Source organism: Arthrobacter sp. UYCu723 (genome assembly GCF_054059215.1).
On record NZ_JBSSBW010000001.1, the window covers coordinates 1,889,928 to 1,910,795 of the forward strand.

General features: G+C 65.4%; 22 protein-coding genes and 3 pseudogenes. 11 read left to right on the forward strand and 14 right to left on the reverse strand.

All coding sequences use genetic code 11. The features are described from left to right. Nucleotides 1-262: 262 nt before the first annotated feature. Complete coding sequence (locus ACVWZ8_RS08830) at nucleotides 263-2,062, reverse strand: heavy metal translocating P-type ATPase (protein ID WP_456505923.1); 1,800 nt, start codon at nucleotides 2,060-2,062, stop codon at nucleotides 263-265. Nucleotides 2,063-2,219: 157 nt separating this feature from the next. Here ACVWZ8_RS08830 and ACVWZ8_RS08835 point away from each other — a divergent pair, with 157 nt between their 5' ends. Next, entirely contained in the window at nucleotides 2,220-3,464 is a 1,245-nt protein-coding gene (locus tag ACVWZ8_RS08835; RefSeq protein ID WP_456503559.1) for an ISL3 family transposase, read from the forward strand. A gap of 12 nt (nucleotides 3,465-3,476) precedes the next feature. On the opposite strand, the gene ACVWZ8_RS08840 is transcribed toward ACVWZ8_RS08835, so the two are convergent. From ACVWZ8_RS08840 to ACVWZ8_RS08855, 4 genes are all read right to left on the reverse strand, one after another. Further along, entirely contained in the window at nucleotides 3,477-3,860 is a 384-nt protein-coding gene (locus tag ACVWZ8_RS08840) for a cation transporter (protein WP_456504405.1), read from the reverse strand. 81 nt (nucleotides 3,861-3,941) lie between these two features. After that, nucleotides 3,942-4,259, reverse strand: a complete 318-nt coding sequence (locus tag ACVWZ8_RS08845; RefSeq protein ID WP_456504406.1) for a heavy-metal-associated domain-containing protein — start codon at nucleotides 4,257-4,259, stop codon at nucleotides 3,942-3,944. A 47-nt stretch (nucleotides 4,260-4,306) separates the two neighbouring features. Then, nucleotides 4,307-4,636 carry a metal-sensitive transcriptional regulator gene (locus ACVWZ8_RS08850; RefSeq protein ID WP_456504407.1) on the reverse strand — a complete coding sequence of 110 codons (330 nt, stop codon included), beginning with the start codon at nucleotides 4,634-4,636 and terminating at the stop codon, nucleotides 4,307-4,309. A gap of 261 nt (nucleotides 4,637-4,897) precedes the next feature. Then, nucleotides 4,898-5,845 carry a GlxA family transcriptional regulator gene (locus ACVWZ8_RS08855; protein ID WP_456504408.1) on the reverse strand — a complete coding sequence of 316 codons (948 nt, stop codon included), beginning with the start codon at nucleotides 5,843-5,845 and terminating at the stop codon, nucleotides 4,898-4,900. Nucleotides 5,846-5,952: 107 nt separating this feature from the next. Here ACVWZ8_RS08855 and ACVWZ8_RS08860 point away from each other — a divergent pair, with 107 nt between their 5' ends. The 3 genes and pseudogenes from ACVWZ8_RS08860 to ACVWZ8_RS08870 all read left to right on the forward strand — a co-directional run. Next, nucleotides 5,953-6,600: an isochorismatase family protein gene (locus ACVWZ8_RS08860; RefSeq protein ID WP_456504409.1), complete on the forward strand. Its 648-nt coding sequence runs from the start codon at nucleotides 5,953-5,955 to the stop codon at nucleotides 6,598-6,600. 74 nt (nucleotides 6,601-6,674) lie between these two features. Continuing rightward, a complete protein-coding gene (locus ACVWZ8_RS08865) occupies nucleotides 6,675-8,078 on the forward strand; it encodes a flavin monoamine oxidase family protein (protein ID WP_456504410.1) in 1,404 nt (467 codons plus the stop codon). Nucleotides 8,079-8,335: 257 nt separating this feature from the next. Continuing rightward, nucleotides 8,336-8,524: pseudogene (locus tag ACVWZ8_RS08870) on the forward strand (isochorismatase family protein); the annotation flags it as partial. A 24-nt stretch (nucleotides 8,525-8,548) separates the two neighbouring features. On the opposite strand, the gene ACVWZ8_RS08875 reads toward ACVWZ8_RS08870, so the two are convergent. The 3 genes and pseudogenes from ACVWZ8_RS08875 to ACVWZ8_RS08885 form a co-directional block, all read right to left on the reverse strand. After that, complete coding sequence (locus ACVWZ8_RS08875) at nucleotides 8,549-8,992, reverse strand: SRPBCC family protein (protein ID WP_456504411.1); 444 nt, start codon at nucleotides 8,990-8,992, stop codon at nucleotides 8,549-8,551. Nucleotides 8,993-9,131: 139 nt separating this feature from the next. After that, nucleotides 9,132-9,385, reverse strand: a pseudogene (locus ACVWZ8_RS08880) (DUF302 domain-containing protein); the annotation flags it as partial. A 51-nt stretch (nucleotides 9,386-9,436) separates the two neighbouring features. After that, nucleotides 9,437-9,694, reverse strand: a complete 258-nt coding sequence (locus ACVWZ8_RS08885; RefSeq protein WP_456504412.1) for a metal-sensitive transcriptional regulator — start codon at nucleotides 9,692-9,694, stop codon at nucleotides 9,437-9,439. Nucleotides 9,695-9,820: 126 nt separating this feature from the next. Between ACVWZ8_RS08885 and ACVWZ8_RS08890 the strand changes: the two genes are divergently transcribed. The 6 genes from ACVWZ8_RS08890 (at nucleotide 9,821) to ACVWZ8_RS08915 (ending at nucleotide 13,848) form a co-directional block, all read left to right on the forward strand. Further along, nucleotides 9,821-10,459 carry a rhodanese-like domain-containing protein gene (locus tag ACVWZ8_RS08890; protein ID WP_456504413.1) on the forward strand — a complete coding sequence of 213 codons (639 nt, stop codon included), beginning with the start codon at nucleotides 9,821-9,823 and terminating at the stop codon, nucleotides 10,457-10,459. Then, nucleotides 10,456-11,214, forward strand: coding sequence for a sulfite exporter TauE/SafE family protein (locus tag ACVWZ8_RS08895; protein ID WP_456504414.1), 759 nt, complete (start codon nucleotides 10,456-10,458; stop codon nucleotides 11,212-11,214). Before ACVWZ8_RS08890 ends, ACVWZ8_RS08895 begins: the two co-directional genes overlap by 4 nt. Before the next feature lie 29 nt (nucleotides 11,215-11,243). Then, nucleotides 11,244-11,585: a rhodanese-like domain-containing protein gene (locus tag ACVWZ8_RS08900; protein ID WP_456504415.1), complete on the forward strand. Its 342-nt coding sequence runs from the start codon at nucleotides 11,244-11,246 to the stop codon at nucleotides 11,583-11,585. 40 nt (nucleotides 11,586-11,625) lie between these two features. Beyond that, entirely contained in the window at nucleotides 11,626-11,991 is a 366-nt protein-coding gene (locus tag ACVWZ8_RS08905; RefSeq protein WP_456504416.1) for a rhodanese-like domain-containing protein, read from the forward strand. Nucleotides 11,992-11,993: 2 nt separating this feature from the next. Beyond that, complete coding sequence (locus ACVWZ8_RS08910; RefSeq protein ID WP_456504417.1) at nucleotides 11,994-12,365, forward strand: thioredoxin family protein; 372 nt, start codon at nucleotides 11,994-11,996, stop codon at nucleotides 12,363-12,365. Between the two features lie 79 nt (nucleotides 12,366-12,444). After that, entirely contained in the window at nucleotides 12,445-13,848 is a 1,404-nt protein-coding gene (locus ACVWZ8_RS08915) for an MBL fold metallo-hydrolase (protein WP_456504418.1), read from the forward strand. Between the two features lie 707 nt (nucleotides 13,849-14,555). Here ACVWZ8_RS08915 and ACVWZ8_RS08920 read toward each other — a convergent pair. From ACVWZ8_RS08920 to ACVWZ8_RS08945, 6 genes and pseudogenes are all read right to left on the reverse strand, one after another. Then, nucleotides 14,556-14,975, reverse strand: coding sequence for a hypothetical protein (locus tag ACVWZ8_RS08920; RefSeq protein ID WP_456504419.1), 420 nt, complete (start codon nucleotides 14,973-14,975; stop codon nucleotides 14,556-14,558). Continuing rightward, a complete protein-coding gene (locus ACVWZ8_RS08925) occupies nucleotides 14,924-15,373 on the reverse strand; it encodes an AAA family ATPase (RefSeq protein ID WP_456504420.1) in 450 nt (149 codons plus the stop codon). The genes ACVWZ8_RS08920 and ACVWZ8_RS08925 overlap by 52 nt, the downstream gene beginning before the upstream one ends. Next, nucleotides 15,370-16,824 (reverse strand): DDE-type integrase/transposase/recombinase, encoded by a 1,455-nt coding sequence (locus tag ACVWZ8_RS08930; protein WP_456504421.1) that lies wholly within the window; start codon nucleotides 16,822-16,824, stop codon nucleotides 15,370-15,372. Before ACVWZ8_RS08930 ends, ACVWZ8_RS08925 begins: the two co-directional genes overlap by 4 nt. Before the next feature lie 48 nt (nucleotides 16,825-16,872). Continuing rightward, nucleotides 16,873-17,337: a hypothetical protein gene (locus ACVWZ8_RS08935; protein WP_456504422.1), complete on the reverse strand. Its 465-nt coding sequence runs from the start codon at nucleotides 17,335-17,337 to the stop codon at nucleotides 16,873-16,875. A 737-nt stretch (nucleotides 17,338-18,074) separates the two neighbouring features. Further along, nucleotides 18,075-18,842, reverse strand: a pseudogene (locus ACVWZ8_RS08940) (transposase); the annotation flags it as partial. Nucleotides 18,843-19,042: 200 nt separating this feature from the next. Continuing rightward, nucleotides 19,043-19,300 carry a hypothetical protein gene (locus tag ACVWZ8_RS08945; protein ID WP_456504423.1) on the reverse strand — a complete coding sequence of 86 codons (258 nt, stop codon included), beginning with the start codon at nucleotides 19,298-19,300 and terminating at the stop codon, nucleotides 19,043-19,045. Between the two features lie 221 nt (nucleotides 19,301-19,521). On the opposite strand from ACVWZ8_RS08945, the gene ACVWZ8_RS08950 reads away from it, so the two are divergent. Further along, nucleotides 19,522-20,739 (forward strand): DDE-type integrase/transposase/recombinase, encoded by a 1,218-nt coding sequence (locus tag ACVWZ8_RS08950; RefSeq protein WP_456504424.1) that lies wholly within the window; start codon nucleotides 19,522-19,524, stop codon nucleotides 20,737-20,739. Nucleotides 20,740-20,868: the final 129 nt, after the last annotated feature.

A 20,868-nucleotide genomic window follows, 5' to 3' on the forward strand; every position in this document is an offset into this window, starting at 1 on the left:
GCCAGCATGCCACGGCAAAGAACTTGACCGGACGCCCCGGTCACGAGGCGGGGTTGGTGAACCTCTGTGTGAGGTTGGGCTGGTGGCGTAGGCGCAACAAAGTTTGCCTAAAGCCACCACGCTCCCGAAACCGCAGGTCCGCGCGATGCGCCCGATGAGAAAGGTAAACGGCACTCCCCGTTGGGCGGGCCCTTGTCGGAGCACGACACCATGAGTGGGTGCCGCAACCCGTTGCCCGGATGGTGACGGGAGATGCCCTCTTTTACTTGCGCTTGGCGAAACTGCGCAGGCGTAGCGAGTTGGCCACCACGAGGACTGAGCTGGCGGCCATGGCGGCGCCGGCGATCATCGGGTTCAGGAAGCCCAGTGCGGCAATCGGGATGCCGGCGGTGTTGTAGGCGAAGGCCCAGAACAGGTTTGTCTTGATGGTGGCCAGGGTCTTGCGGGAGAGCTCGATGGACTGGGCCACGTGGGTGAGGTCGTTGCCCATGATGGTCACGTCCGCTGCCTCGATGGCCACGACCTTGCCTTCGGCCTGCAGCTTGCGCACGGCCTGCACCTTGCCCTCGGGGAAGACGTCGGCGAAGACGTCCCCTTCGGCGATGCCGACCGTTGCCGCAACTTGCGCGGCCACGGCTGCGTTGTCGCCGGTGAGCAGGACCGGGCGCAGGCCCAGTTCCCTCAGTTTGGCGATGGCGGCGGCGGAGGTGTCCTTGATGGTGTCGGTGAGGTTGACCAGTCCTGCGAAGGTCCCGTCGATGCCGACGATGATGGAGGTGGCACCGGCCTGCTGTGCGGCTGCAAGGGCGGCGCGGTGCGAGCCGGTCAGTTCGATGCCGTTCTCCTTCAGCCAGCTTTCCCGGCCGGCGACCACGGTGCGGGTGCCGATGGTGGCGCGGACCCCTCCGCCGGGGGCGGAGTTGAACGCGGTGGCGGCGGCCAGCGGGGCCTTGGCGCGTGCGGCCTCGACGATGGCATGGGCGATCGGGTGTTCGGAGCCTGACTCGGCGGCTCCGGTGAGGGCCAGCAGCTCGGTTTCATCGAATCCCTGGGCCGGGGTGAGCGAGGTGACCGCGAGGTTGCCCTCGGTGATGGTGCCGGTCTTGTCCAGCAATACCGTGTCGATCTTGCGGGTGTCCTCGAGGACCTGGGGGCCGCGGATCAGGATGCCCAGCTGGGCGCCGCGCCCGGTGCCCACCAGCAGCCCGATGGGTGTTGCCAGGCCCAACGCGCACGGGCAGGCGATGACCAGCACTGCGACGGCCGCGGTGAAGGCTGAGTTCAGGTCCCCGGTGAATATCAGCCAGAGCACGAAGGTGATGACGGAGATGGTCAGCACGATCGGCACGAAGACCGCCGAGATGCGGTCGGCCAGCCGGGCGATCTGTGCCTTGCCGGTCTGGGCTTGGGAAACCAGGCGGCCCATCTGGGCCAGCGTGGTGTCCTTGCCCACGCGGGTGGCGCGAACCACCAGGTGGCCGGAGGTGTTGATGGTGGCACCGATGACGGTGTCATCCGGGCCGACCTCGACGGGCACCGATTCGCCGGTGACCAGTGCGGTGTCGATGGCGGAGTGGCCGGTGACGACAAAGCCGTCGGTGGCGATCTTTTCGCCGGGGCGGACGACGAACTCATCGCCCGGTACCAGATCCGAGGCCGGAATCTTCACTTCGATGCCCCCGCGCAGCACCACTGCTTCCTTGGCGCCCAAATTCAGCAGCGTTTTCAGTGCGTCCCCGGCCCGTGACTTGGCGCGTGCTTCGAGCCAGCGCCCGAGCAGCAGGAAGGTCGCCACCACGCCGGCGGTCTCAAAGTACAGTGCGTGTTCGCTCATTGACATGCCCACATGGGCGGTGATGTTCGGGTCGGCAATGAGCTGCCACAGGGAGAAGAAGTAGGCGGCCAGCACGCCGATGGACACCAGGGTGTCCATCGTGGAGGCGAAGTGGCGGGCGTTGATGGCCGCCGCGCGGTGGAACGGCCAAGCCGACCAGAACGTCACCGGGGTTGCAAGTACCAGTGCCACCCAGCCCCAGTGGGGGAATTGGGCGGCGGGAACCATGGAAATGATGAACAACGGCACGGTGAAGATGGCGCCGACGACGAGGCGTTTTTTGGCTCTCCTGACGTACGTGTGGGTCAGGGTTTGTGTGCTATGAGGGCATGGGTAGCCCGGTAGATTTGGGAGTTCTCACACTGTCCAAATTTCGGAGCTACCCATGCGTGCTACTACTCTACTCAACCGCGTCTTGAACCTGACGGGGGTCCGGGTTGTTGATGTTGATCCCGGCTCCGGTGGTCCCATGCTGGTGCGGGTGGCGTTGAAGGCCCGCAAGCGCCTTGACTGCCCGCACTGCAGTTACTCAACGATGGCGGGATATGACACCCGCTGGGCGGAATCCACGTGGCGGCATCTGGATTTCTCCGGCAGGGTCCTGGTGCTCACAATGCTCCGCCGGCGCCTGGTCTGCCCCGGCCACGGCGTCGTGGTGCAGGGCGTGCCGTTCGCCCGGCCCGGCTCCCGGTTCAGCACGGACTTTGAGGACATGATCGCCTGGCTGGTCATCCGGGCGGACAAGACCACCGTCTCCCAGTTCGCCCGGATAGCGTGGCGGACCGTCGGGGCGATCTGTGAACGCGTCGTGGCCGAACAGCTCGACGAGAGCCGCTTCGAAGGCCTGCTCAATATCGGGGTGGATGAGATTTCCTGGCGCAAACACCACCGCTACCTCACCCTCGTCTCCGACCACTCCACCTCGAAGATCGTCTGGGGTGCACCGGGGAAAAACGCGGCGACACTGGATGGATTCTTCAAAGAAATCGGACCGGTGAACACGACGGCCATCGAGGCCGTCAGCATGGACATGGGGCCCGCTTTTGCCAAGTCCGTGAAGACCAACGCCCCGGACGCGGTCATCTGCTACGACCCGTTCCACGTCATCCAGCTAGCCACGAACGCGCTGGAATCCTTCCGCCGTTCCATCTGGCAACGCGCCCGTGAACTGCCCGATCAGCACATCGCGAAGAAGTTCAAGGGAACCCGCTGGGTGCTGCTGAAAAACCCGCAGAACCTGACCGAAAAGCAACAAGTCACCTTGGCCGGGCTCGAACGCACCGGAGGGCTGCTCTGGGACGCCTACCAGCTCAAGGAATCCCTCCGGGAAGTCTTCGCCGGCGACCTCAACCCCAATGACGTGATGGAGATGATCACCACCTGGTGCGACCTCGCCGCCAAATCCAACATCCGCGAGTTCGCCAGGGCCGCCGCCACGATCCGATCCCACACCGAAGGGATCTACGCCGCCGTCACCAGGAAACTCTCCAACGGCCGCCACGAAGGACTGAACAACAAGATCCGCACCATGACCCGCCGCTCCTACGGATTCCACACACCCGAAGCCGCCCTCGCCCTGATAATGCTCGCCTGCGGCCCCGTCGAGATCGAACTCCCATACCAGAAATAACCGAACCCACATTCACGTCAGGAGAGCCCGTTTTTTCACGTCGCTTCCGCCGTGCGCGGTGGTGTGGTCGGGGCCCTTGGCCTTGCCCGGTGCCTTGCGTGGTTCGACAGCTCCTGTGGAAGCCGGCTGGGTCTGGGCAACCGCCGGCGCGTACTGATCAGCCTTGACGCTGGCCTGGTACCCGGCCGATTGGACCGTGGCGATGAGCTGGTCGTCCGTGACTTTCTCGGGGACCGTGATGCGCGCCGATTCCAGCGGCAGGTTCACCAGGGCCTCGACCCCTTCGATCTTGCCCAGCTTGCGTTCGACCCGGCCCACACAGGAAGCGCAGGTCATGCCCTGGATGTCCAGTTCGACGATGCGTTGGTTAACGGGGAACGTGATGTCGTTGCTCATGATTCCATTTCTTGTCTCAAAACCGGAGGCAGAGGCCAAGCGCTGGGCTCGGCCCCTGTCTCCGGGTTAGTAGAGGGGTGCTTAGGCGCTCACGGAGACGGGCGTGTAGCCGGCCTCCGTGACGGCTGCCTCAAGAACCGAGTTCTCAACGGGAGCGCTGGTGGTGACGGTGGCGGTGGAGATTCCGCCGGCGGCGAGGTCAATTTCTACGTTGCTGACGCCCGGGACTTCGCTGAGCTCCTCGGTGACGGAGGCGACGCAATGCCCGCAGGTCATGCCGTCGATTTTCAGGGTGATGCTGTTCTGGTTCATGGCTTCCTCGGTGGACCGGGTGGTGATGGTGTGGCCTTCGTTTGAGTTGCTTCCGCAGCCACAACCGCAGCCTGTTTCGTTGCTCACGTGTTCTCCTGGGGGTGTTTTGGGTGTTGAACGATGTGTGCCGGCGCTTAGCGCAGCAGGCGGCCGATCGCGGTTGTCACTTCGCTGACCTTGTCCGCAACGATGCTCTGGTCTCCGGTTTCGATCGTCTGGGCTGCGGCGTTGACCACACAGTGGGAAACGTGGTCTTCGATCAGGCCGAGGCTGACCTTGTGCAGGGCGGCGTTGATCGCCGAGATCTGCGTGAGGATGTCGATGCAGTATTTTTCCTCGTCAACCATGCGACTGACCCCGCGCACCTGGCCCTCGACGCGGCTCAGCCGCTTCAGCAGGGCCTCCTTGTTGGTGGTGTAGGCGTGGTTTAGATGTTCATCAACGGGAGCAGCAACGGTTTCCATAACAGCATGCTATACCCCTAGGGGGTATAAAGTCGAATACCCTACGGGGGTATATGTTGAGTGAATGATTGGCAGCTTTGACTCATGCGGATTTCCCTCGGCGTTTTGGTGTTGCCCCGGGACGTGATGGCACGAGGGGCCAATACCGGCCTCTCCGGCCAGCGCGGGCGAAGCCGCGTGTCACAGCGTGTACCTGCCGGATCTCGGGTCGACGGCGATCGGCTTCGGCTCGAACGTTTGCGGGATTTGAGCCCCCGGGGCTCAGCGGCTGGTGAAGCGGGTGCGGTAGGAGGTCGGCGTGGTGGAATAGGCGGTGATGAAGTTCTGCCGGAAGGTCACCGGGCTGCCGAACCCGCAGGCCTCGGCAATGCGGGCGATGCTCCAGCTCGTGGTTTCCAGCAGCTGGCGGGCGTCGTCGAGCCGCCGGCCGAGCACCCAGCGCGCCGGGGACAGGCCGGTGACTTCCTTGAACCTGCGTGTGAAGTTGCGTTTGCTCATGGTGGCGTGCGCCGCCATGCTCTCCACTTCAAGGTCCTGGTCCAGGTTCGCCAGGGCCCATTCGATGGTCTTGCCCAGCGGTCCGTCAAGCTCGGGGTCCTGCAGCGGGCGGATAATGTATTGCGCCTGGTCGCCTTCGCGGTGCGGGGCGACCACGATGTGGCGGGCGAGGGTGGCCGCGGCCGCCGATCCCAGGCGTGTGCGCACAATGTGCAGGCAAGCATCCAGGGCAGAGGCCGTGCCGGCCGAGGTCAGCACGTCTCCGTGGTCGATATAGAGGGCCGAGTCGTTGAATTTGACGGCATGCTGCTTGGCGGCCATGGTCCTGGCGGCCTCCCAGTGCGTCACGGCCGTGCGGCCATCGAGCACGCCGCTGCGCGCCACCGGATAGGCGCCAAGGCACAGACCCGCGATCGCGGCTCCGCGGTCATGGGACTGACGCACCAACCGAAGCAGGTCCCCGGAGGGATCCGGAAGGTGGGACAGCCACGAGGGGAACACCACGATGTCGGCACCTTGTGCGACTTCCGGCCCGGACACCTCGCCAATCACGTATCCCTCGACGCTGCGCACCGGCAGGCCTGTCTCCGTGAACACCCGCGCCTCCCAGTCTTCGGCCAGGCCCAACCGGGACACCTCACCGAACACGAGCAGCGGGGTCGCCAGGTGGAACATGGTCATTCCGTCGAAGGCGTGAACGGCGATCTTCATGTTGGCCTATTTCCATCGAAAGTATGCGTATACGCCCCTCACTGTACCTGTTCGGGCGCTGCCAAGCTGAAATCACCAACCAAAACCATCAAGGAAACGGAGCCACCATGGCTGAATTGCGCCGCGCACTCGTGATTGTCGACGTGCAGAACGACTACTTTGCAGCAGGGGGACCGCTGGAGATCCAGTACCCGGACCGCAACGAATCCCTGGCCAACATCACCCGGGCCATCGATCTTGCCGAGCAGCAGGGGCTGCCCCTCGCGGTGGTCAAGCACGAGTACCCTGCCGGGGCGCCGGTGTTCGCGCAAGGGTCCGAGGGCTGGAAGCTGCACCCGGAAATCGAATCCCGGGTCAAGCCGTCCTGGAAGCACATTGTCAAGAACTATGCCAGCGTCTTCGCCGGCACCGACTTCGAAGCCTGGCTGCGGGAGAACGAGATCGATACCATCACGGTGATCGGTTACATGACGAACAACTGCGACCTCGCCACCGCCGCCGCGGCCGAACCACTGGGCATCGCTGTTGAGTTGCTGTCCGATGCCAGCGGTGCGATCCACCTGGCCAATGAAGCCGGAGCGGTCAGTGCCCAGCAACTGCATGAAACCCTGCTGGTGCTGCTGCATTCCAACTTCGCCGCGGTGGCCACCACGGACGCGTGGGTCAAGGCCGTCGAGGCCGGAACCGCCGTACCCAAGAACGACCTGGGCACCTCGGCCGTCCAGGGCCGGGCAGCGTTCGCGCCGGTCGCCTGATCGATGCAATGTCATTGCCCTGGGTCTCGGGGCAATGACATTGTTCGCATATTTGCACGGCGGAGAAACCGATCGTGTCCTTGGCCATGGTCGTAGGCCCAAATTTTTACTTGGAGGATCTTGGAATGTTCGATGTGGACGTAGTGGTTGTGGGCGCGGGCCTCGCCGGTCTCAGTGCTGCCCGAAAGTTGGTAGCGGCTGGTAAGACAGCGGTCGTGCTTGAGGCGCGTGACCGGGTGGCGGGCCGGAATATGGGAGGCTTTCTCAGCAACGGAGTTCCAGTGGAGATGGGTGGCCAATGGGTCGGTCCTACACAGGACGTGGTACTTGAGCTCATCGAGGAACTAGGCCTTGAGACGTTCCGCAGCTTCGATCAGGGCGATGCCCTGAGCGTTTTCGACGGCAACATCGTTCGCTTCTCGGACAGGACGTATGGTCTTCCGCCTGAGTCGGCGGTGGAGGTCGGCCAGCTCTGGGAACAGCTGGAGGTCTTGTCCTCAACGGTAGCGACTGGAGAACCCTGGGAAACGGCGGGAGCGGAGGATCTGGACCGACAGACTCTTGATTCTTGGCTTGTTTCCCACACGGAAGATAGCCTAGCTCGGCGGTTCTTCCGGATCCTCGTCCCGGCCCTGTTTTCGGCTGAGTCTCCCGAACTTTCACTCCTGCACTTTCTTTTCTACGTCAAATCCGGAACCAGCTTGGATTCACTGATGAACACCACTGGGGGCGCTCAGGAAAGGCGAGTCATTGGCGGAACCCACCTAATATCTGAACGGATGGCCACCGCACTGGGCGACGCGGTACGGCTCAATAGCGTGGTCCGGACGATCCGTCAGGATGGGACCGGCGTCGTCGTCGAGTATGAAGGCGGTAGCATCACGGCGCAGCACGTCATCGTCGCCGTTCCGCAAACCCTGGCTGGTCGGTTGCGCTACGTCCCGCCTCTTCCCGCGCTTCGTGACGGTCTCACCCAGCAGATGCCGGCCGGAGCCGTCATTAAGTTCCAAATCGGTTACGACAAACCGTTCTGGCGCGAGGATGGACTCAGCGGCAGTGTGTGGAGTTTTGACGACGCGTTCAATGTCGTTTTGGACAACAGCCCGCATGATGGCTCCTGTGGTGTGTTGGTCGGCTTTCTTGAAGGCTCCCACGCCCGCACCGCCAGTATGATGAGCGCAGAGGAACGCCGCGGGCTCGTCCTCCAGACGCTGGAGAAGTACTTCGGACCAAAGGCCGCAGAACCGTTCGACATCGTTGAGCAGGACTGGACAGCTGAGGAATTCACTCGCGGCTGCTACGGCGGACGGCTTGGTGCCGGCGCCTGGACACAGTACGGAAAAGCCCTCGCAGCCCCCGTGGACCGGATCCACTGGGCAGGCGCGGAGACTTCTTCGACTTGGAATGGCTATATGGACGGCGCGATCCGCTCCGGGCGCCGGGCAGCCGACGAAATCCTCCACTCCATCCTGACCTAAAAGACCACCAACGAGGAGCGCCGGCGCCTACGGTTTCGACAGACATGCGCCTGCTGGGTTCGCAGATGGGTTGGGAGCAACCTAGGGCCAACAGGTTTTCTGGCGACCACACCGGCGTCGAGGACGTGGGTTCCGTTGCTGAGCGGCATGATTGAAGTCGGTGAAGGTAGTTTCCAGCTTGCCGTCGCCGGTCCGGGCCCGGGCCTGCCTTCTAATGCCGCAGCCCAGATGATGAATACCCTGCCGGGGCGCCGGTATTCGCCGAGGGCCCCGAGGGATGGAAGCTGCACCCGGAGATTTCCTCCCGCCGCGAGGATTCCTGGAAGCACATTGTCAAGAACTATGCCAGCGTCTTCGCCGGCACCGACTTCGAAGCCTGGCTGCGGGAGAACGGGATCAATACCATCACGGTTTTCGGTTGCAGCCCTCGGTGCTGTCCGGGATGATGATTGGCCCTGCGCTCTTTCGGACTATACCGACGTGGTCATCTGGGTCTCGAGGTTGGCCAGGGTGCGCTCGATGCCGGCCGCATTGCGGGCCGGGAATCGCATGAGACGCATGAAGAACCGCCGGGGGCTCTTTCGGGCATCCCATTCCTCCGTCACCACGGTGCCGCCGTCGACAGCCTTCAGGAGATAGCGCCAGATGTTCTTATCGGCATTCTCCCAAGCGATCCGGCGACCCTCCTCGAATTCACAGACGACGTTGACCACCTTGTAGCCAACGACCATGTTCATGCCCATGCCGAAGCGTGCGCCCAGGCTCAGTCGCTCGGCCGCGCCGGCTTGTGGTCCTCGCACGGTGTCTGATCCGTCAATCACCGAGTGCATGTCGGGGCGGGCCAGCAGGTCGAAGATGTCATCGGCTGAGGCTGCGATGAACCGCTCTTTCGATATGTAATAGGGGTTGCTCATGACGCCAATCATATACCCACTGGGGTATGCTGATTTACCCTCGGGGGTATCGCCGTACCGGTTCCGCCAGCTCGTGCGATCGATGTCCGTTCGTAGGCGGCGATCACGGCAGCGAGGGCGGTCTTGCCCCCATCATGCCGCGGCGGACAGCGGCTTTGCACGCAAGCCGCGCACCGAGCTCAGGTTCGGCGGCGGAGACGCGGCTGGCCAGAGCGGGGTTGCCGGCGCCAAGGATCACGTAGTCGCCGACGGTCTCTGCAGCATCGGCTCCGAGCCTGGCCTCGAAAGTGGTACGGACGCTTCCGCGAGGATGCCGAAGCCCTGTTCACTGAGGGCCCCGGGGGTGCGATGAACTGCTTCGTCCCGTCCCAGAGGGACGGCGACGGTGTGCAGCCCCTGCGGAACTTCTGATGCTCGGTTGGCCGATCTGGTGCCGGCGCAGGGTCAGGCGAGGGAGAGAAAAAGCTTTTCCAAGTCCTTCTTGTCCAGGCTGGTGTCTTCGCGGCTGATGCACTGCTCCAGGCCGCTGGCGATGATCGCGAAGCCTGCCCGGTCCAGTGCCTTCGAGACGGCGGCGAGCTGGGTGACGATGTCCTTGCAGTCCCGCCCCTCCTCCAGCATGCGGGTGACGGCGGCGAGCTGGCCCTGGGCGCGCTTGAGCCGGTTCACGACCGGGGTCAGCTCAGTGGTGTCGAGTTGCATGGGGATCTCCAATTCCGGGGAAGTTTCTACACAAGCAGATACCCTGGGGGGTGTTTGACTACCCCCGGGGGTATCTGTGATACTCGGTAGGGTATCGCGCTGTTCACATTTTTTGAGAGGACCTTCATGACACCCCCTTCCACTTCCGCTTCGCCTTCCTCACTGGCCGTGACGTCCCTGGCACCGGCGACCCTGCGGGACTGGTTCCGGGAGTACCAGGACCTCATGGTGATTGATGTCCGGTCCGCTGCCGAGTTTGAGTCGATGCATATCCGCGGTTCCTACAACGTGCCGCTGCCGCTGCTCTCGGAGCACACCGAAGAGCTCGCCGCCCGCCTGGGCAACCGGGTGGTCCTGGTCTGCCAGTCCGGTGTGCGTGCCGAACAGGCCCGCCAGCGCCTGGCCACCGCGGGCATCGACACCGCATACGTGCTCACCGGCGGCGCCCCTGGTTTCGCCGCCGCCGGCGGCGACGTCATCCGGGGCCAGGGACGCTGGGACCTCGAACGCCAGGTCCGCCTGGCAGCCGGATCCCTCGTTGTCCTTGGTCTGGCCGGTGGCAGGTTCGTTTCCCCGAAGGTCCGGCTGCTCGCCGGGGCCATCGGCACCGGCCTGACGTTCTCCGCGGCGACCAATACCTGCGCGATGGGCAAGGCCCTCTCGGTGATGCCGTGGAACAAGGCAGCCAAGGAGCCCACCCGCGAAACGGCCATCCTGCAGCTTCCCGTCCGCGGCGGCGCGTCCGAAGAGACCCAAGCGGCATGATCCCGGCCCTGGCACTGGGGCTCCTCGTAGGGACCGTGCTGGGCGTGGTCGGGGGCGGCGGGTCGATCATCGCCGTCCCGGCCCTGGTCTACGGGGTGGGCATGAGCCCGGCCGAGGCCATCCCCACCTCGCTGATCGTGGTGGGCCTGTCCTCCCTCGCTGCGCTGCTGCCCCGGGTGCGGGAGGGCCTGAACTGGCCCGTGGTGCTCCTGGTCGGCGCGGCCGGCATCCCGGCCGCCTGGGCCGGCGCAGCGGTGGGCAGGCTGCTGGACCCGGGCATCCTCATGCTGGCGTTCGCCGCCATCATGGTGATCGCCGGAATCCGGATGCTCACCGGCACTACCGAAACCGAGGGCTTCTGCAGCACCGGACCCGCGCGGGCTTTCCGTTCCTGCGCCCCCAAGGCCGTGGGGGTGGGACTGCTCGTCGGGTTCCTGACCGGTCTGCTGGGCGTGGGCGGCGGCTTCCTGATCACCCCGGCCCTGACGATCTTCCTGGGCCTGCGCATGAAACAGGCCGTCGGAACGTCACTGGCGATCATCGTCATCAACTCGGCCGCGGGCTTCAGCGCCCACGCCGCCGGATTCAGCATCAACTGGGCCACCACGGCGGCCTTCGCGGTCCCTGCCATCCTCGGATCGGTCATCGCAGCCAGGTTTGCCCGCCACCTCAAGGACCAGCACGTCCGCGTCTCGTTCGCGGTCCTCATTTTCGCCGTCGCGGCCTGGGTCACCGCCGGCACGCTCACCGCCTAACACGCCCACTATTACCTCAGGAGAACCCCATGGGACTGATCAACTCCCTGAAAAAGGCATTCAGCAAACCCTACAAAACCGTTTCCGTGGCTGAAGCGAAGGAACTCATCTCCTCCGGTGCCACCCTGATCGATGTCCGCACCGCCGCCGAATGGCGGTCAGGACGGGCACCCCAGGCCAAGCACGTCCCCCTGGACCGGCTGCAGACCAGCACAACCGGAATCCGGACAACCCGGCCCGTCGTCGCAATGTGCGCCTCCGGCATCCGCTCGGCCTCCGCCGCACGGCTCCTCGCCGCCCAGGACTACCAGGCCTACTCACTGCGCGGCGGCATGGGCGCCTGGCGCCAGGCCGGCGAACCCGTCCGCTGAACAGTAACGAAACACCAACACCCCGCAGAAGGAGAAAACAATGGCAGAAATCACCGTCACCGAAACCAACCAGCGCCGCACCACAGCCCGGATCCTTGACGTCCGCGAAAACTTCGAAGTCGCCGACGGCATGATCCCCGGCGCCCTGCACATCCCCATGGGCCAGTTGCAGGCCCGCCTGTCCGAACTGGACCCGGCAGTTCCCGTCATCGCCGTCTGCCGCAGCGGCAACCGCAGCACCACCGTAGCCGACGCCCTCAACGCCGCCGGCTACACCGCCGACACCATGGCCGGCGGCATGACCGCCTGGACCCGCGCCGGCCTTCCCGCCACCTACCGCCCCTCCCTTGTGGAGGACCGCAACCTAACCAGCTTTACCGGATACCCTGGGGGGTATATAATTTAGTCATGGCAACCATCGACATCACCGAAAAGACCTTCGCTGAAACCCTGGAGAGCAACGAGATTGTGTTCGTTGATTTCTGGGCCGGCTGGGCCGGCTGGTGCGGCCCGTGCCGCTTGTTCGCCCCGACCTACAGTGCCGCCGCCGGGAAGCACCCGGAGATAACCTTCGCCAAGGTCGACACCGAAGCCGAACAGGCTCTGGCTGCCGGCGCGAACATCACCTCCATCCCGACCCTGATGGCCTTCAAGGACAAGACCCTGGTCTTCTCCCAGCCCGGGGCGCTCAACGCCGCAGGCCTGGAGCAGGTCATCGACGCCGTGAAAAACCTGGACGTGGACGCCCTGCGCGCCGAAGCCGCCCAACAGCAAAGCTGACCCCGGCCGCATCCGCGCCCCGGACAGCAGCCGAAGAACCGCACCACAAACCGTCCCCATACTTTTACCAGGAGGACCCATGCTTATTGAGCGCATTTACGATGAAGACCTCGCCCAGGCCAGCTACCTGATCGGTTGCCAGGCCAACGGTACCGCCGTCGTGGTTGATGGCCGACGGGACATCGCGGTTTACCAGGATCTGGCTGAGAAGAACGGCATGAAGATCGTGGCCGTCACCGAGACCCACATCCACGCCGACTACCTCTCCGGCACCCGGGAACTCGCGGCCGCGACCGGCGCGAAGATCTACGTCTCCGGTGAGGGCGGGCCGGACTGGCAGTACGAATTCGACGGTGAAAGGCTCTACGACGGTGACAAGATCACCATCGGCAACATCACCATCCAGGCCCTGCACACCCCCGGCCACACCCCCGAGCACCTGTCCTTCCTGGTCACCGACGGCGCATTCAGTGACCAGCCCGGCTACATGCTCTCCGGTGACTTCGTCTTCTCCGGCGACCTGGGCCGCCCGGACCTGCTCGATGAGGCAGCCGGCGGCACCGACACCCGCTTCAAGGGCGCCAAGCAGCTGTTCGCCAGCCTGCGGGAGAAGTTCCTGACCCTGCCGGACCACGTCCAGGTCCACCCGGCCCACGGCGCCGGCAGCGCCTGCGGCAAGGCCCTGGGTGCCATTCCCTCCTCCACCGTCGGCTACGAACGGCTCTACGCCTGGTGGGGCCCCTACCTGGCCGCCAACGACGAGGAAAGCTTCATCAACGAGCTCCTTGAGGGCCAGCCGGACGCGCACGCCTACTTCGGCCGGATGAAGCGCGAAAACCGTGAAGGTCCCGCCGTCATGGGCGAACGGACCCCGCTGCAGGAACTGGACACCGCCGCCGTCGCCCAGGACCTCGCCCAGGACAAAGTCACCTTCATCGACACCCGGCCCAATGTCGAAGTCCACGAAGGCACCGTCACCGGCTCCCTGAACATCCCGGCCGGCAAGTCCGTTGCCAGCTACGGCGCCTGGGTCGTGAACCCGGAAACCGACAAGAACCCCCTCGTCCTGCTGGCCCCTACCCAGGCCGCCGCGCAGGACACGTGGGACCACCTGGTCCGCGTCGGCATCGATAACGTCGCGGGCTACGTCACCAGTCTCGAAGGCCTGCCCTCGTTCACCCCGAGGCTGATCCAGCCCGCCGAACTGGCAGACTTCAACGCCGCCATGGTGCTCGATGTCCGCAACCGCACAGAGCACACAGCCGGCCACATCCCCGGCTCCACCCAGCTCAGCGGCGGCAACGTCATTTGGAACCTGGACCAGCTCCCGGCCGAAGGAACCATAGTCACCTACTGCCAGAGCGGCGTCCGCAACTCCGTCGCGGCCAGCGCCCTGCGCCGGGCCGGCTTCGATGTCGTCGAACTCGACGGCAGCTACGCCGCCTGGGACAAGCACCAGAAATCAGCTACCTCCGCCCGCTAACCAAGACAGGATTGAGCTATCTGGGTCAGCTGTAGTGAGACACCGGCATTCATTCCGTCTCCCTACAGTTGACCCACCCGCCTAAACTCGGCCCCACCCGGTTCAAGTCGGGTAAGACAGAACAATCATGCGCAGTCAAAATGCATTCAGCCCGCTTTCACTGAACTTCCGGGGCGCCGCCATTCGATGTTATGAATGCGCCTCTGATCCTTCGATGGTTTCCATGAAACGCGGCATGATGCCGCACTCCGAGCGCCGGTGCCGAACGTACCGTTCAGGGCTGTGCGCGCAACTGGGGCCTGCACCCCTGACGATTGATTCCCGTCCCGTACAGCGCTACAACCTACCGGGGGCGGGGGCGGGGGTCGGAGCCGCTACGACGCACGGCAAAACCCTAGCGTCGGATATTTCACTTTTTCACAAGCCACCCCTACAAGGGCCATGCGCTGGGGTCCGTGTATGAAGTCAAAGTAAGGGGGCCGAAAGAGGTGGACGAGGATTATGCGGAGCTGACCCCTGTGACTGTTAGCCGAGAATGGCGGTTAAATGGCAGTTCATAGTGGCGGTTTCCCGTGGAGTTAGAGCAGTCAAGAGACGGCCGGTAACCCCCAATGGTGACCGGCCGTTGCAACTGTGGTTGAACGATGACCCTGCGAGTGTTGACCAAGGGGTGGCCGCGTAGCGCGGCCACCCTGGTCGTCAGGAGCTTAGGGAGCGGTGTTCACCACGGACGTCCGTACGGAGGTCCAGGTCGTGACTGTTCCGGCGGGGAAGCCCGGATAGTCCTTCAGCAGGACGTTCCGTTCCCCGATCATCAGTCCGGTGGTCGGATCGATGATGGTTTCTTGCCGGGATCCTCCATCCGGGGACGGGATGCCGATGGCGATGCCTGTCCTTCCGTCGACTGTTGCCTGCTTATCCACGACGGTGACTCCGGGGATAAGCGCGGCTGCCTTGTAGAAGGCAGCGCGCAGGTCGGCGGGGATAACTCCGGTGCGCAGGGCAGCCGTGATGGTACCCAGGGCCTTTATCTCCGGGGACTTGCCGGCGCCTTTTGTCCGCTCATGGATGACGTCTAGGAGCGCCTGCGGATCCCGGGGCAAATTCGCGGCTTCGTCCAGGGGCATGCCGCCGATGATGAGGGTTTGCTGACCCCCGTGGAAAGCGCCCCGGGGAGCGCGCTGGATTCCGACCATGTCGCTCGGTGCTTTTTCCTGCAGCTTCGTTCGCCCAGGGCGGTGACGATCTGGGACTGGATGCCGCGCATGCCGATCGTGGGGTCCGCGATATAGATCATCTGGTGCCGGGAGGCCTCGAGTTGGGCCAGTGCGGCGCGGACGGCGACGGTCTTGCCGGCACCGACTTCCCCGGTGATGACCCCCATCTGGCGCTGACTGATGCACCACTGGATCCGGGCGATGGCCTCACGGTGCCCGGGGTGGGGGTGCAGGGCCTGGACCGGGATGGAGCGGCCGAAGGGCATGCGGGTAAAGCCGTAGTGCGTTTGCAGGTTCTCGATGCTCATGGGGTTCCTCCATTGGTTCCGGTCGCGCCGGCGCCGGTGGCCATCTTCTCGAAGCTGATCGGGGCGCCGGTCATCGCGGTTTTGTGGCGGGTCTGGACCAGGCGCAGGTAATCGATCCCGGAGGCGGCGTTCCTCGCTCCGGCGTCGGCGTCTTTGGAGGCGTTGACGGCCTTGGGGTGGACATGCCGGCGGATGTCCAGCAGGACCGCTTCCCCGGCCGGGACACCGCCGGCGGCGGTGACCGCGACGGGCCCGGCCAGGTCGAACGGGTCATAGACCAGCTCGACGCGGGTGCCGGCCAGGCCCGGGTCGACCTGGTAGGTGTTGCCCTGCAGGGACACCGTCGCGGTCTTGGTGACCTTCCGGGTCGCGGACCAGCGGAACGCTTCGGCGATCACGTCGGGATCCCGGCGGTCCGGGCGCCGGTTTTCCCAGCCCGCGTCCCAGCGCGCCAGCGGCGTCATCGCGGTGGTGGAGTGAACAGTGCGGTGGTAGACCATCTGCACCCAGGACGTGAACAAGGCGTTCAGCTCCTCCAGACTGGCGACCGCGGTCCCGGCAGGATCCTCCCCGGCCGGTCCGGTGCCCGGGACGGTCGTCTGGACCGGGGCGTCGAGCACTGTGATCTCGGACAGGAACTGGGACGTCACCGTATTGAAGAAGCGCTCGATCTTGCCGCGGCCCTGGGGCCGGTAGGGCCGGGAATGGATCAGCTTGATGCCCAGTCTCGCGCAGATCCTGGCCAGGGACGCGTCGACAAAGGCAGAGCCGTTGTCGACGTAGGCTGCGTCGGGGATTCCGTGGGTCTGCAGGGCCGGCCGCAGCGCGGCCGAGAGCCTGACGGCGTCTTCGGCGAACGCCCAGCGCGCGGCGGTGACCAGGCGTGAATGGTCGTCCAGGAACGCGAACAGGTAGGTCTTCCGGCCGCCGATCCGGGGCCCGTGGAGCCCGTCGCCGACCCAGATCTCGTTCGGCCGGGCCGCTTCGAACCGGCCGGTGGCCTGCGCGTGCGTGCCGGTGGGGATCTCCAGGGTGCGGAAGTGGCGCAGCAGCGTCGACTCGGACGGGGCGTCGCCGAGGGTCTCGGCCATGATCCGCCGCACCTGCGCCGCGGTGCGGTGCGGGCGCTCCAGCTTCAGCGTCGCTGCCAGGGACAGGACGGTCACCGGGGTCACGGGGCCGGCGGCCCTTTCCCGCGGCTTGAGCCCGTCGAATCCCTCGCGCTGCCAAGCACTGATCCACCGGTCCAGGGTCTCCCGGGAGTAGCGCACGCTCTGCCCGGAAGGGCCGGTGTGCTCTGCGGCGGCCAGGGCGCGGACCATGGGCCCGCGCTGGCGGGAGGTCAGGGATTTGTCCGCGGCATCGCGGATGAGCTGGTAGCGGAACAAAGCGGTCTTTTCCGCCCGGTCCTTGCGCGCCAGGGGTCCGCGCTGCGGTTCGGATTCCGTCATGGGTCATTGTCCTTTTCAAGAGGTCAGGAAACGGTGGCCCCGGCAGGATCAGTCGGCGCTTTTCCCACCCTTGCCGTCCCGGTTACCGGGCATAAGGGCCAACCCGTGTTGGCCCCGACCCTGCCATCGGCCGGCGCTGAAGAAGAACGGACCCGCAACGGTGAGCCCGGCCGATTGCCACGCCAGGGTGGCGACGCCGAACCGGGCAGCAAGCATACCCGCATACGCCGTTACCGCGGCCAGTGCCCGGCCGGCCGGTGCCGGCGCCGGGGCAGGCCAGAGCCCGGCCGCGTCCGCGCCATCACGGTGGGCCAGGGCGGTGAATTCTTCGGCGATAGCACCGGCGGAAGCGGCGAAGGCGCGCAGCCAGCCGCGGACCGTGGACACCGGCCGGCCCAGCCACGCCGCGATCGGCCGGTGCCCTGCCCCGCCGGCCGCCTTGGCCTCGACGGCGGCAGCGATCACCACGGCCGAATCGGCACGCCGGGCCGCCAGCCCGATACCGAGCAGCACATGCGTGGCCGCGCATCCGCTGCAGCGTCCACGGCGCGGACGATGGCGCACCAGGGACCGTCGCACCCCGGCGCCGTGGCGGATCAGTCGTTCCCGCGCCCAGCCCCACGGACGCAGCACCCCCTCGCAACCAGGGCAGACCAGACGCCCACCGGCCAGGTCCGACTCGACAGAGACACCATCATGATTTACCGTGAGCATCAGCGCGGCCTTACGCGTCAGAACGGCCCGGCGTGAACCTTCGAAACCTCCCGCCGGGCCGTTCGTCTAATCCGGTCATCGTCAGCCTGACGCCGCCGACGACACGAAATCAAGACCCCACAGCAAAAACCAGCATCGTCACCGGCCAAGACGCCCACACCGCCAAACACTGCGACGCGTAACATCAGGTCGGCTGAACGATCGCGCGATTGCCTGGGTCGGGTACGCCGCCAGCCAGGTAATGCCGGCAAGAACCAATAGGATCCCTACCGCGGTCAGTTGGCCGATGAACATCAGCAGCGCCAGGACAAGCGTTCCGCCATAGGTCAGGGCATAACTTAGCGTGTCCGGGCTAACCCGGATTTTTCATCGGACGGCGGTCGGGGCGTTGGGTGCGGGTTTTGCCGTCCCGGCGGGCTGAATCGGATTTCGGGTGTGGCTGATGGACCCGGGGGCGCCGGGCTGTGCGCGGGCTTCCACTGTTCCCGTTGGTGTTCTTCTTTCCTGCTCGTTGGTTGACGGGGGGGGGTGCGGTGTCAGGCCCGCAGGAGGACCGCGGGGCGGTTCGCGGCTGCGGCGATCCGTTCAATGGCTTCGAGCAGGGCGCTGATCAGGGGTTGCTCCGGCGCGGCGGCGGGCAGCAGCAGGTGGTTCCGGCGGGCGCGGGTGATGATTTTCCCGGCGGTGGCGAAGAGCCTGTAGCGCCAGCGTTTGATGTCCCAGCCCCGTGCTTTTTGGCCGTCGGGCAGGGCGGTGAGCTGGAGCCAGGAGACCAGGTTCGCGGCCAGGACCGCGAGGTTGGCCCAGGCCTGGTTGGCGGCGAAATCGAAGAAGGGGAGCTTTCCGAGCCCGGTGTTCTTTAGGGTTTTGATGCGGTTCTCGGCCCGGCCGCGGGCCCGGTGCCGGGCATCCAGAAAAGGTCCGTGCCAGCGCGGGGAGTTCGTCAGAAACGCTGTTACACGGTGACCGTCGATGTCGAGCAGGGTCGGTGTCGCGCCGGGGTGCAGCGGTTCGGCGCGCAGGAAGATCTTCGTCCCCGGCGGGTAGTCATCGAGCGGGATCACCTGCGTGGCGTTGATGACCCAGGCGTTGTCGCGTTCGACCCCGTCCTGGTCCAGGGCCGGCTGCCAGTATTTCTTGTCGTTGATCCAGTCGATCATGTGGGCCTTGCCGACCGGCACCGGGTACGAGGCGGAGAACTGCACGCCCCGCGAATGCAGGTACCAGAGGAACTTCCGGGACGCGCCGGCGCTGTCGGTGCGGACCAGGATCTTCTCCCCGTCCAGTTCCCCGGTCCCACCGTAGAGAACTGCAGAACGCCGGGTCCGGTCCGGCTGCGATTCAGGGTCCGGCCCATCCGGGCGACGCGGGGCATTGGACCGGGTGCCCGGCGCCGCCGGGTGCCCGGCGCCGCCGGGTGAGGCTCACCTGGGGCCTTTGCCTGCGGTGACCGTGCGGCACGCAGCGCACCGAAGCCGGGACGGTATCGGGCCGGACGCGCTGCTCAAGGCTGGTTTGCGTCGAAGAAACGATGCTCCGGCCCGGTTGGCGGGGCCGGATTGGCCTGGGCCTGGATAAAGTCGCGGTCCTCCTGGGAGAGGGTGGTTTCGCCGTGCCGGTCGCAGTCGGGGCTCAGGCCGGTTTCCTCACAGATGGTGGCGACCAGTGTCCGCGGCAGGATCAGGCAACCGGGGTTATCGCTAAGCCATTGCCGCGTGGCGGCACTGAGCCTGTGCCAGTTGTCCCTGAGGTTCATCTCCATCGATACTGCCTTCCTGCGCAGGCCACGGCCGGAGCGCCAGGTACCTGGAATCGGATCACGCTCAGCGTACCCCTGGCGATCAGAGAATGACAGATACCGCATTGACTCATCAAAGATGCCCGCGTAGCTGCTATCGAAGAATCATTTGACAATGCCCGCGTAGCGGCGCGTCTGCCGGGACGGCGCCCGCCGGACCGGCACTGTGAGCCATGGAGCTTTCGATGAGCCAGCGCAGAGCCGTCACGAAGACCACCGCCCTCCGGTATGCCCGCGCGGACCGGGCCGCCAAGAAAACCATCCTGGACGAGCTGTGCGCCCTGACGCACTGGCACCGCGACCACACGCGCAAGGCGCTGAGGCGGGCCCTGGTCCTCAAGCAGGTCACACCCCGGGCACCACGGCCTCCGCTCTACGGGGAGCCGGTGATCGAGGCCCTGCGGTTCATCTGGGCCGTCCAGGGGACCCCCTGCGGGTGGCTGCTGGCGGCGGCGCTGCCGGACCTGGTGCCGCGGTTGCGCCGGCTCAAGGAGCTGCAGATCGACGACGGGACGGCGGCGCTGCTGCTGAAGATCGCCCCGGCGACCATCGACCGCCGGCTGGCGGCGGACCGGGTCAAACTGGATCCGCGGGGGCGGTCCCATACCAAGCCCGGAACGCTGCTGAAGGACTCGATCCCGATGCGGACCTGGGCGGAGTGGGATGACGCGGTGCCCGGGTTTGTGGAGATTGATCTGGTCGGCCACGAGGGCGGAAACAGCAAGGGAGAGTTCTGTTTCACCTTGACGATCACCGACATCTGCACGGGGTGGACCGAAACGAGGCCCGTGAAGAACAAGGCGCAGAAGTGGGTGTTCGCCGCCATCAAGGAAGCCACCGCGGCGTTCCCGTTTCCGGTCCTGGGGATCGATTCGGACAACGGGAGCGAGTTCATCAACTGGGAGCTGCTGCGCTGGTGCGAACAGGAGAAACTGACGTTCACCCGGTCCCGGTCAGGGAACAAAAACGACGGAGCGCACGTGGAGCAGAAGAACTGGCATGTTGTCCGTCAAACCGTCGGCTACCACCGCTACGACACGGCGGCAGAGCTGGAGCTGCTGAACCATATCTGGGCGTTGCAGGGGCAGCTGGGCAACCACTTCGGGCCCCAGCAAAAACTCGTCAAGAAAGTCAGGACCGGCGCGAAGATCAGCAAGAAGTACGACCTGCCGGCGACCCCGTACCAGCGCATCCTGGCCGATACGGGCACTGTCCGCCAGGGCGTGAAGGCCCGGTTGACGAGGGAAAACAGGCCCCTGAATCCAGCGGCTATTCAACGTCAGGTGCAGGCGTTCTGCGCTGAACTGCTGACCCTGACCACCGTAAAACAGGGCCCCAAAACCCAGCCGGCCATCCGGGCAAAATCAAATGATTCCACGAATCAGCCCAGGCGGGCATCTTGACATGATTCCCCGGGGATACCCACGGTGAGGTCCTTGGCGGTTGATTCGAGGGCTACTTTTGGGGCGCATGAAGAAGGATTCCAGCCCGCGAAGCAGGGGAGCGGGGCCGGTCTTGAGTAGGTCGACGGG

Coding starts and splice junctions, on each gene's coding strand:
- ACVWZ8_RS08895 (WP_456504414.1), top strand. CDS start 10,456: ATGATCCCGGCCCTGGCACTGGGGCTCCTCGTAGGGACCGTGCTGGGC.
- ACVWZ8_RS08835 (WP_456503559.1), top strand. CDS start 2,220: ATGCGTGCTACTACTCTACTCAACCGCGTCTTGAACCTGACGGGGGTC.
- ACVWZ8_RS08885 (WP_456504412.1), bottom strand. CDS start 9,694: ATGCAACTCGACACCACTGAGCTGACCCCGGTCGTGAACCGGCTCAAG.
- ACVWZ8_RS08840 (WP_456504405.1), bottom strand. CDS start 3,860: ATGAGCAACGACATCACGTTCCCCGTTAACCAACGCATCGTCGAACTG.
- ACVWZ8_RS08930 (WP_456504421.1), bottom strand. CDS start 16,824: ATGACGGAATCCGAACCGCAGCGCGGACCCCTGGCGCGCAAGGACCGG.
- ACVWZ8_RS08950 (WP_456504424.1), top strand. CDS start 19,522: ATGAGCCAGCGCAGAGCCGTCACGAAGACCACCGCCCTCCGGTATGCC.
- ACVWZ8_RS08925 (WP_456504420.1), bottom strand. CDS start 15,373: ATGAGCATCGAGAACCTGCAAACGCACTACGGCTTTACCCGCATGCCC.
- ACVWZ8_RS08850 (WP_456504407.1), bottom strand. CDS start 4,636: ATGGAAACCGTTGCTGCTCCCGTTGATGAACATCTAAACCACGCCTAC.
- ACVWZ8_RS08910 (WP_456504417.1), top strand. CDS start 11,994: ATGGCAACCATCGACATCACCGAAAAGACCTTCGCTGAAACCCTGGAG.
- ACVWZ8_RS08915 (WP_456504418.1), top strand. CDS start 12,445: ATGCTTATTGAGCGCATTTACGATGAAGACCTCGCCCAGGCCAGCTAC.
- ACVWZ8_RS08855 (WP_456504408.1), bottom strand. CDS start 5,845: ATGAAGATCGCCGTTCACGCCTTCGACGGAATGACCATGTTCCACCTG.
- ACVWZ8_RS08875 (WP_456504411.1), bottom strand. CDS start 8,992: ATGAGCAACCCCTATTACATATCGAAAGAGCGGTTCATCGCAGCCTCA.
- ACVWZ8_RS08920 (WP_456504419.1), bottom strand. CDS start 14,975: ATGCCCCTGGACGAAGCCGCGAATTTGCCCCGGGATCCGCAGGCGCTC.
- ACVWZ8_RS08830 (WP_456505923.1), bottom strand. CDS start 2,062: ATGGTTCCCGCCGCCCAATTCCCCCACTGGGGCTGGGTGGCACTGGTA.
- ACVWZ8_RS08900 (WP_456504415.1), top strand. CDS start 11,244: ATGGGACTGATCAACTCCCTGAAAAAGGCATTCAGCAAACCCTACAAA.
- ACVWZ8_RS08905 (WP_456504416.1), top strand. CDS start 11,626: ATGGCAGAAATCACCGTCACCGAAACCAACCAGCGCCGCACCACAGCC.
- ACVWZ8_RS08890 (WP_456504413.1), top strand. CDS start 9,821: ATGACACCCCCTTCCACTTCCGCTTCGCCTTCCTCACTGGCCGTGACG.
- ACVWZ8_RS08860 (WP_456504409.1), top strand. CDS start 5,953: ATGGCTGAATTGCGCCGCGCACTCGTGATTGTCGACGTGCAGAACGAC.
- ACVWZ8_RS08945 (WP_456504423.1), bottom strand. CDS start 19,300: ATGGAGATGAACCTCAGGGACAACTGGCACAGGCTCAGTGCCGCCACG.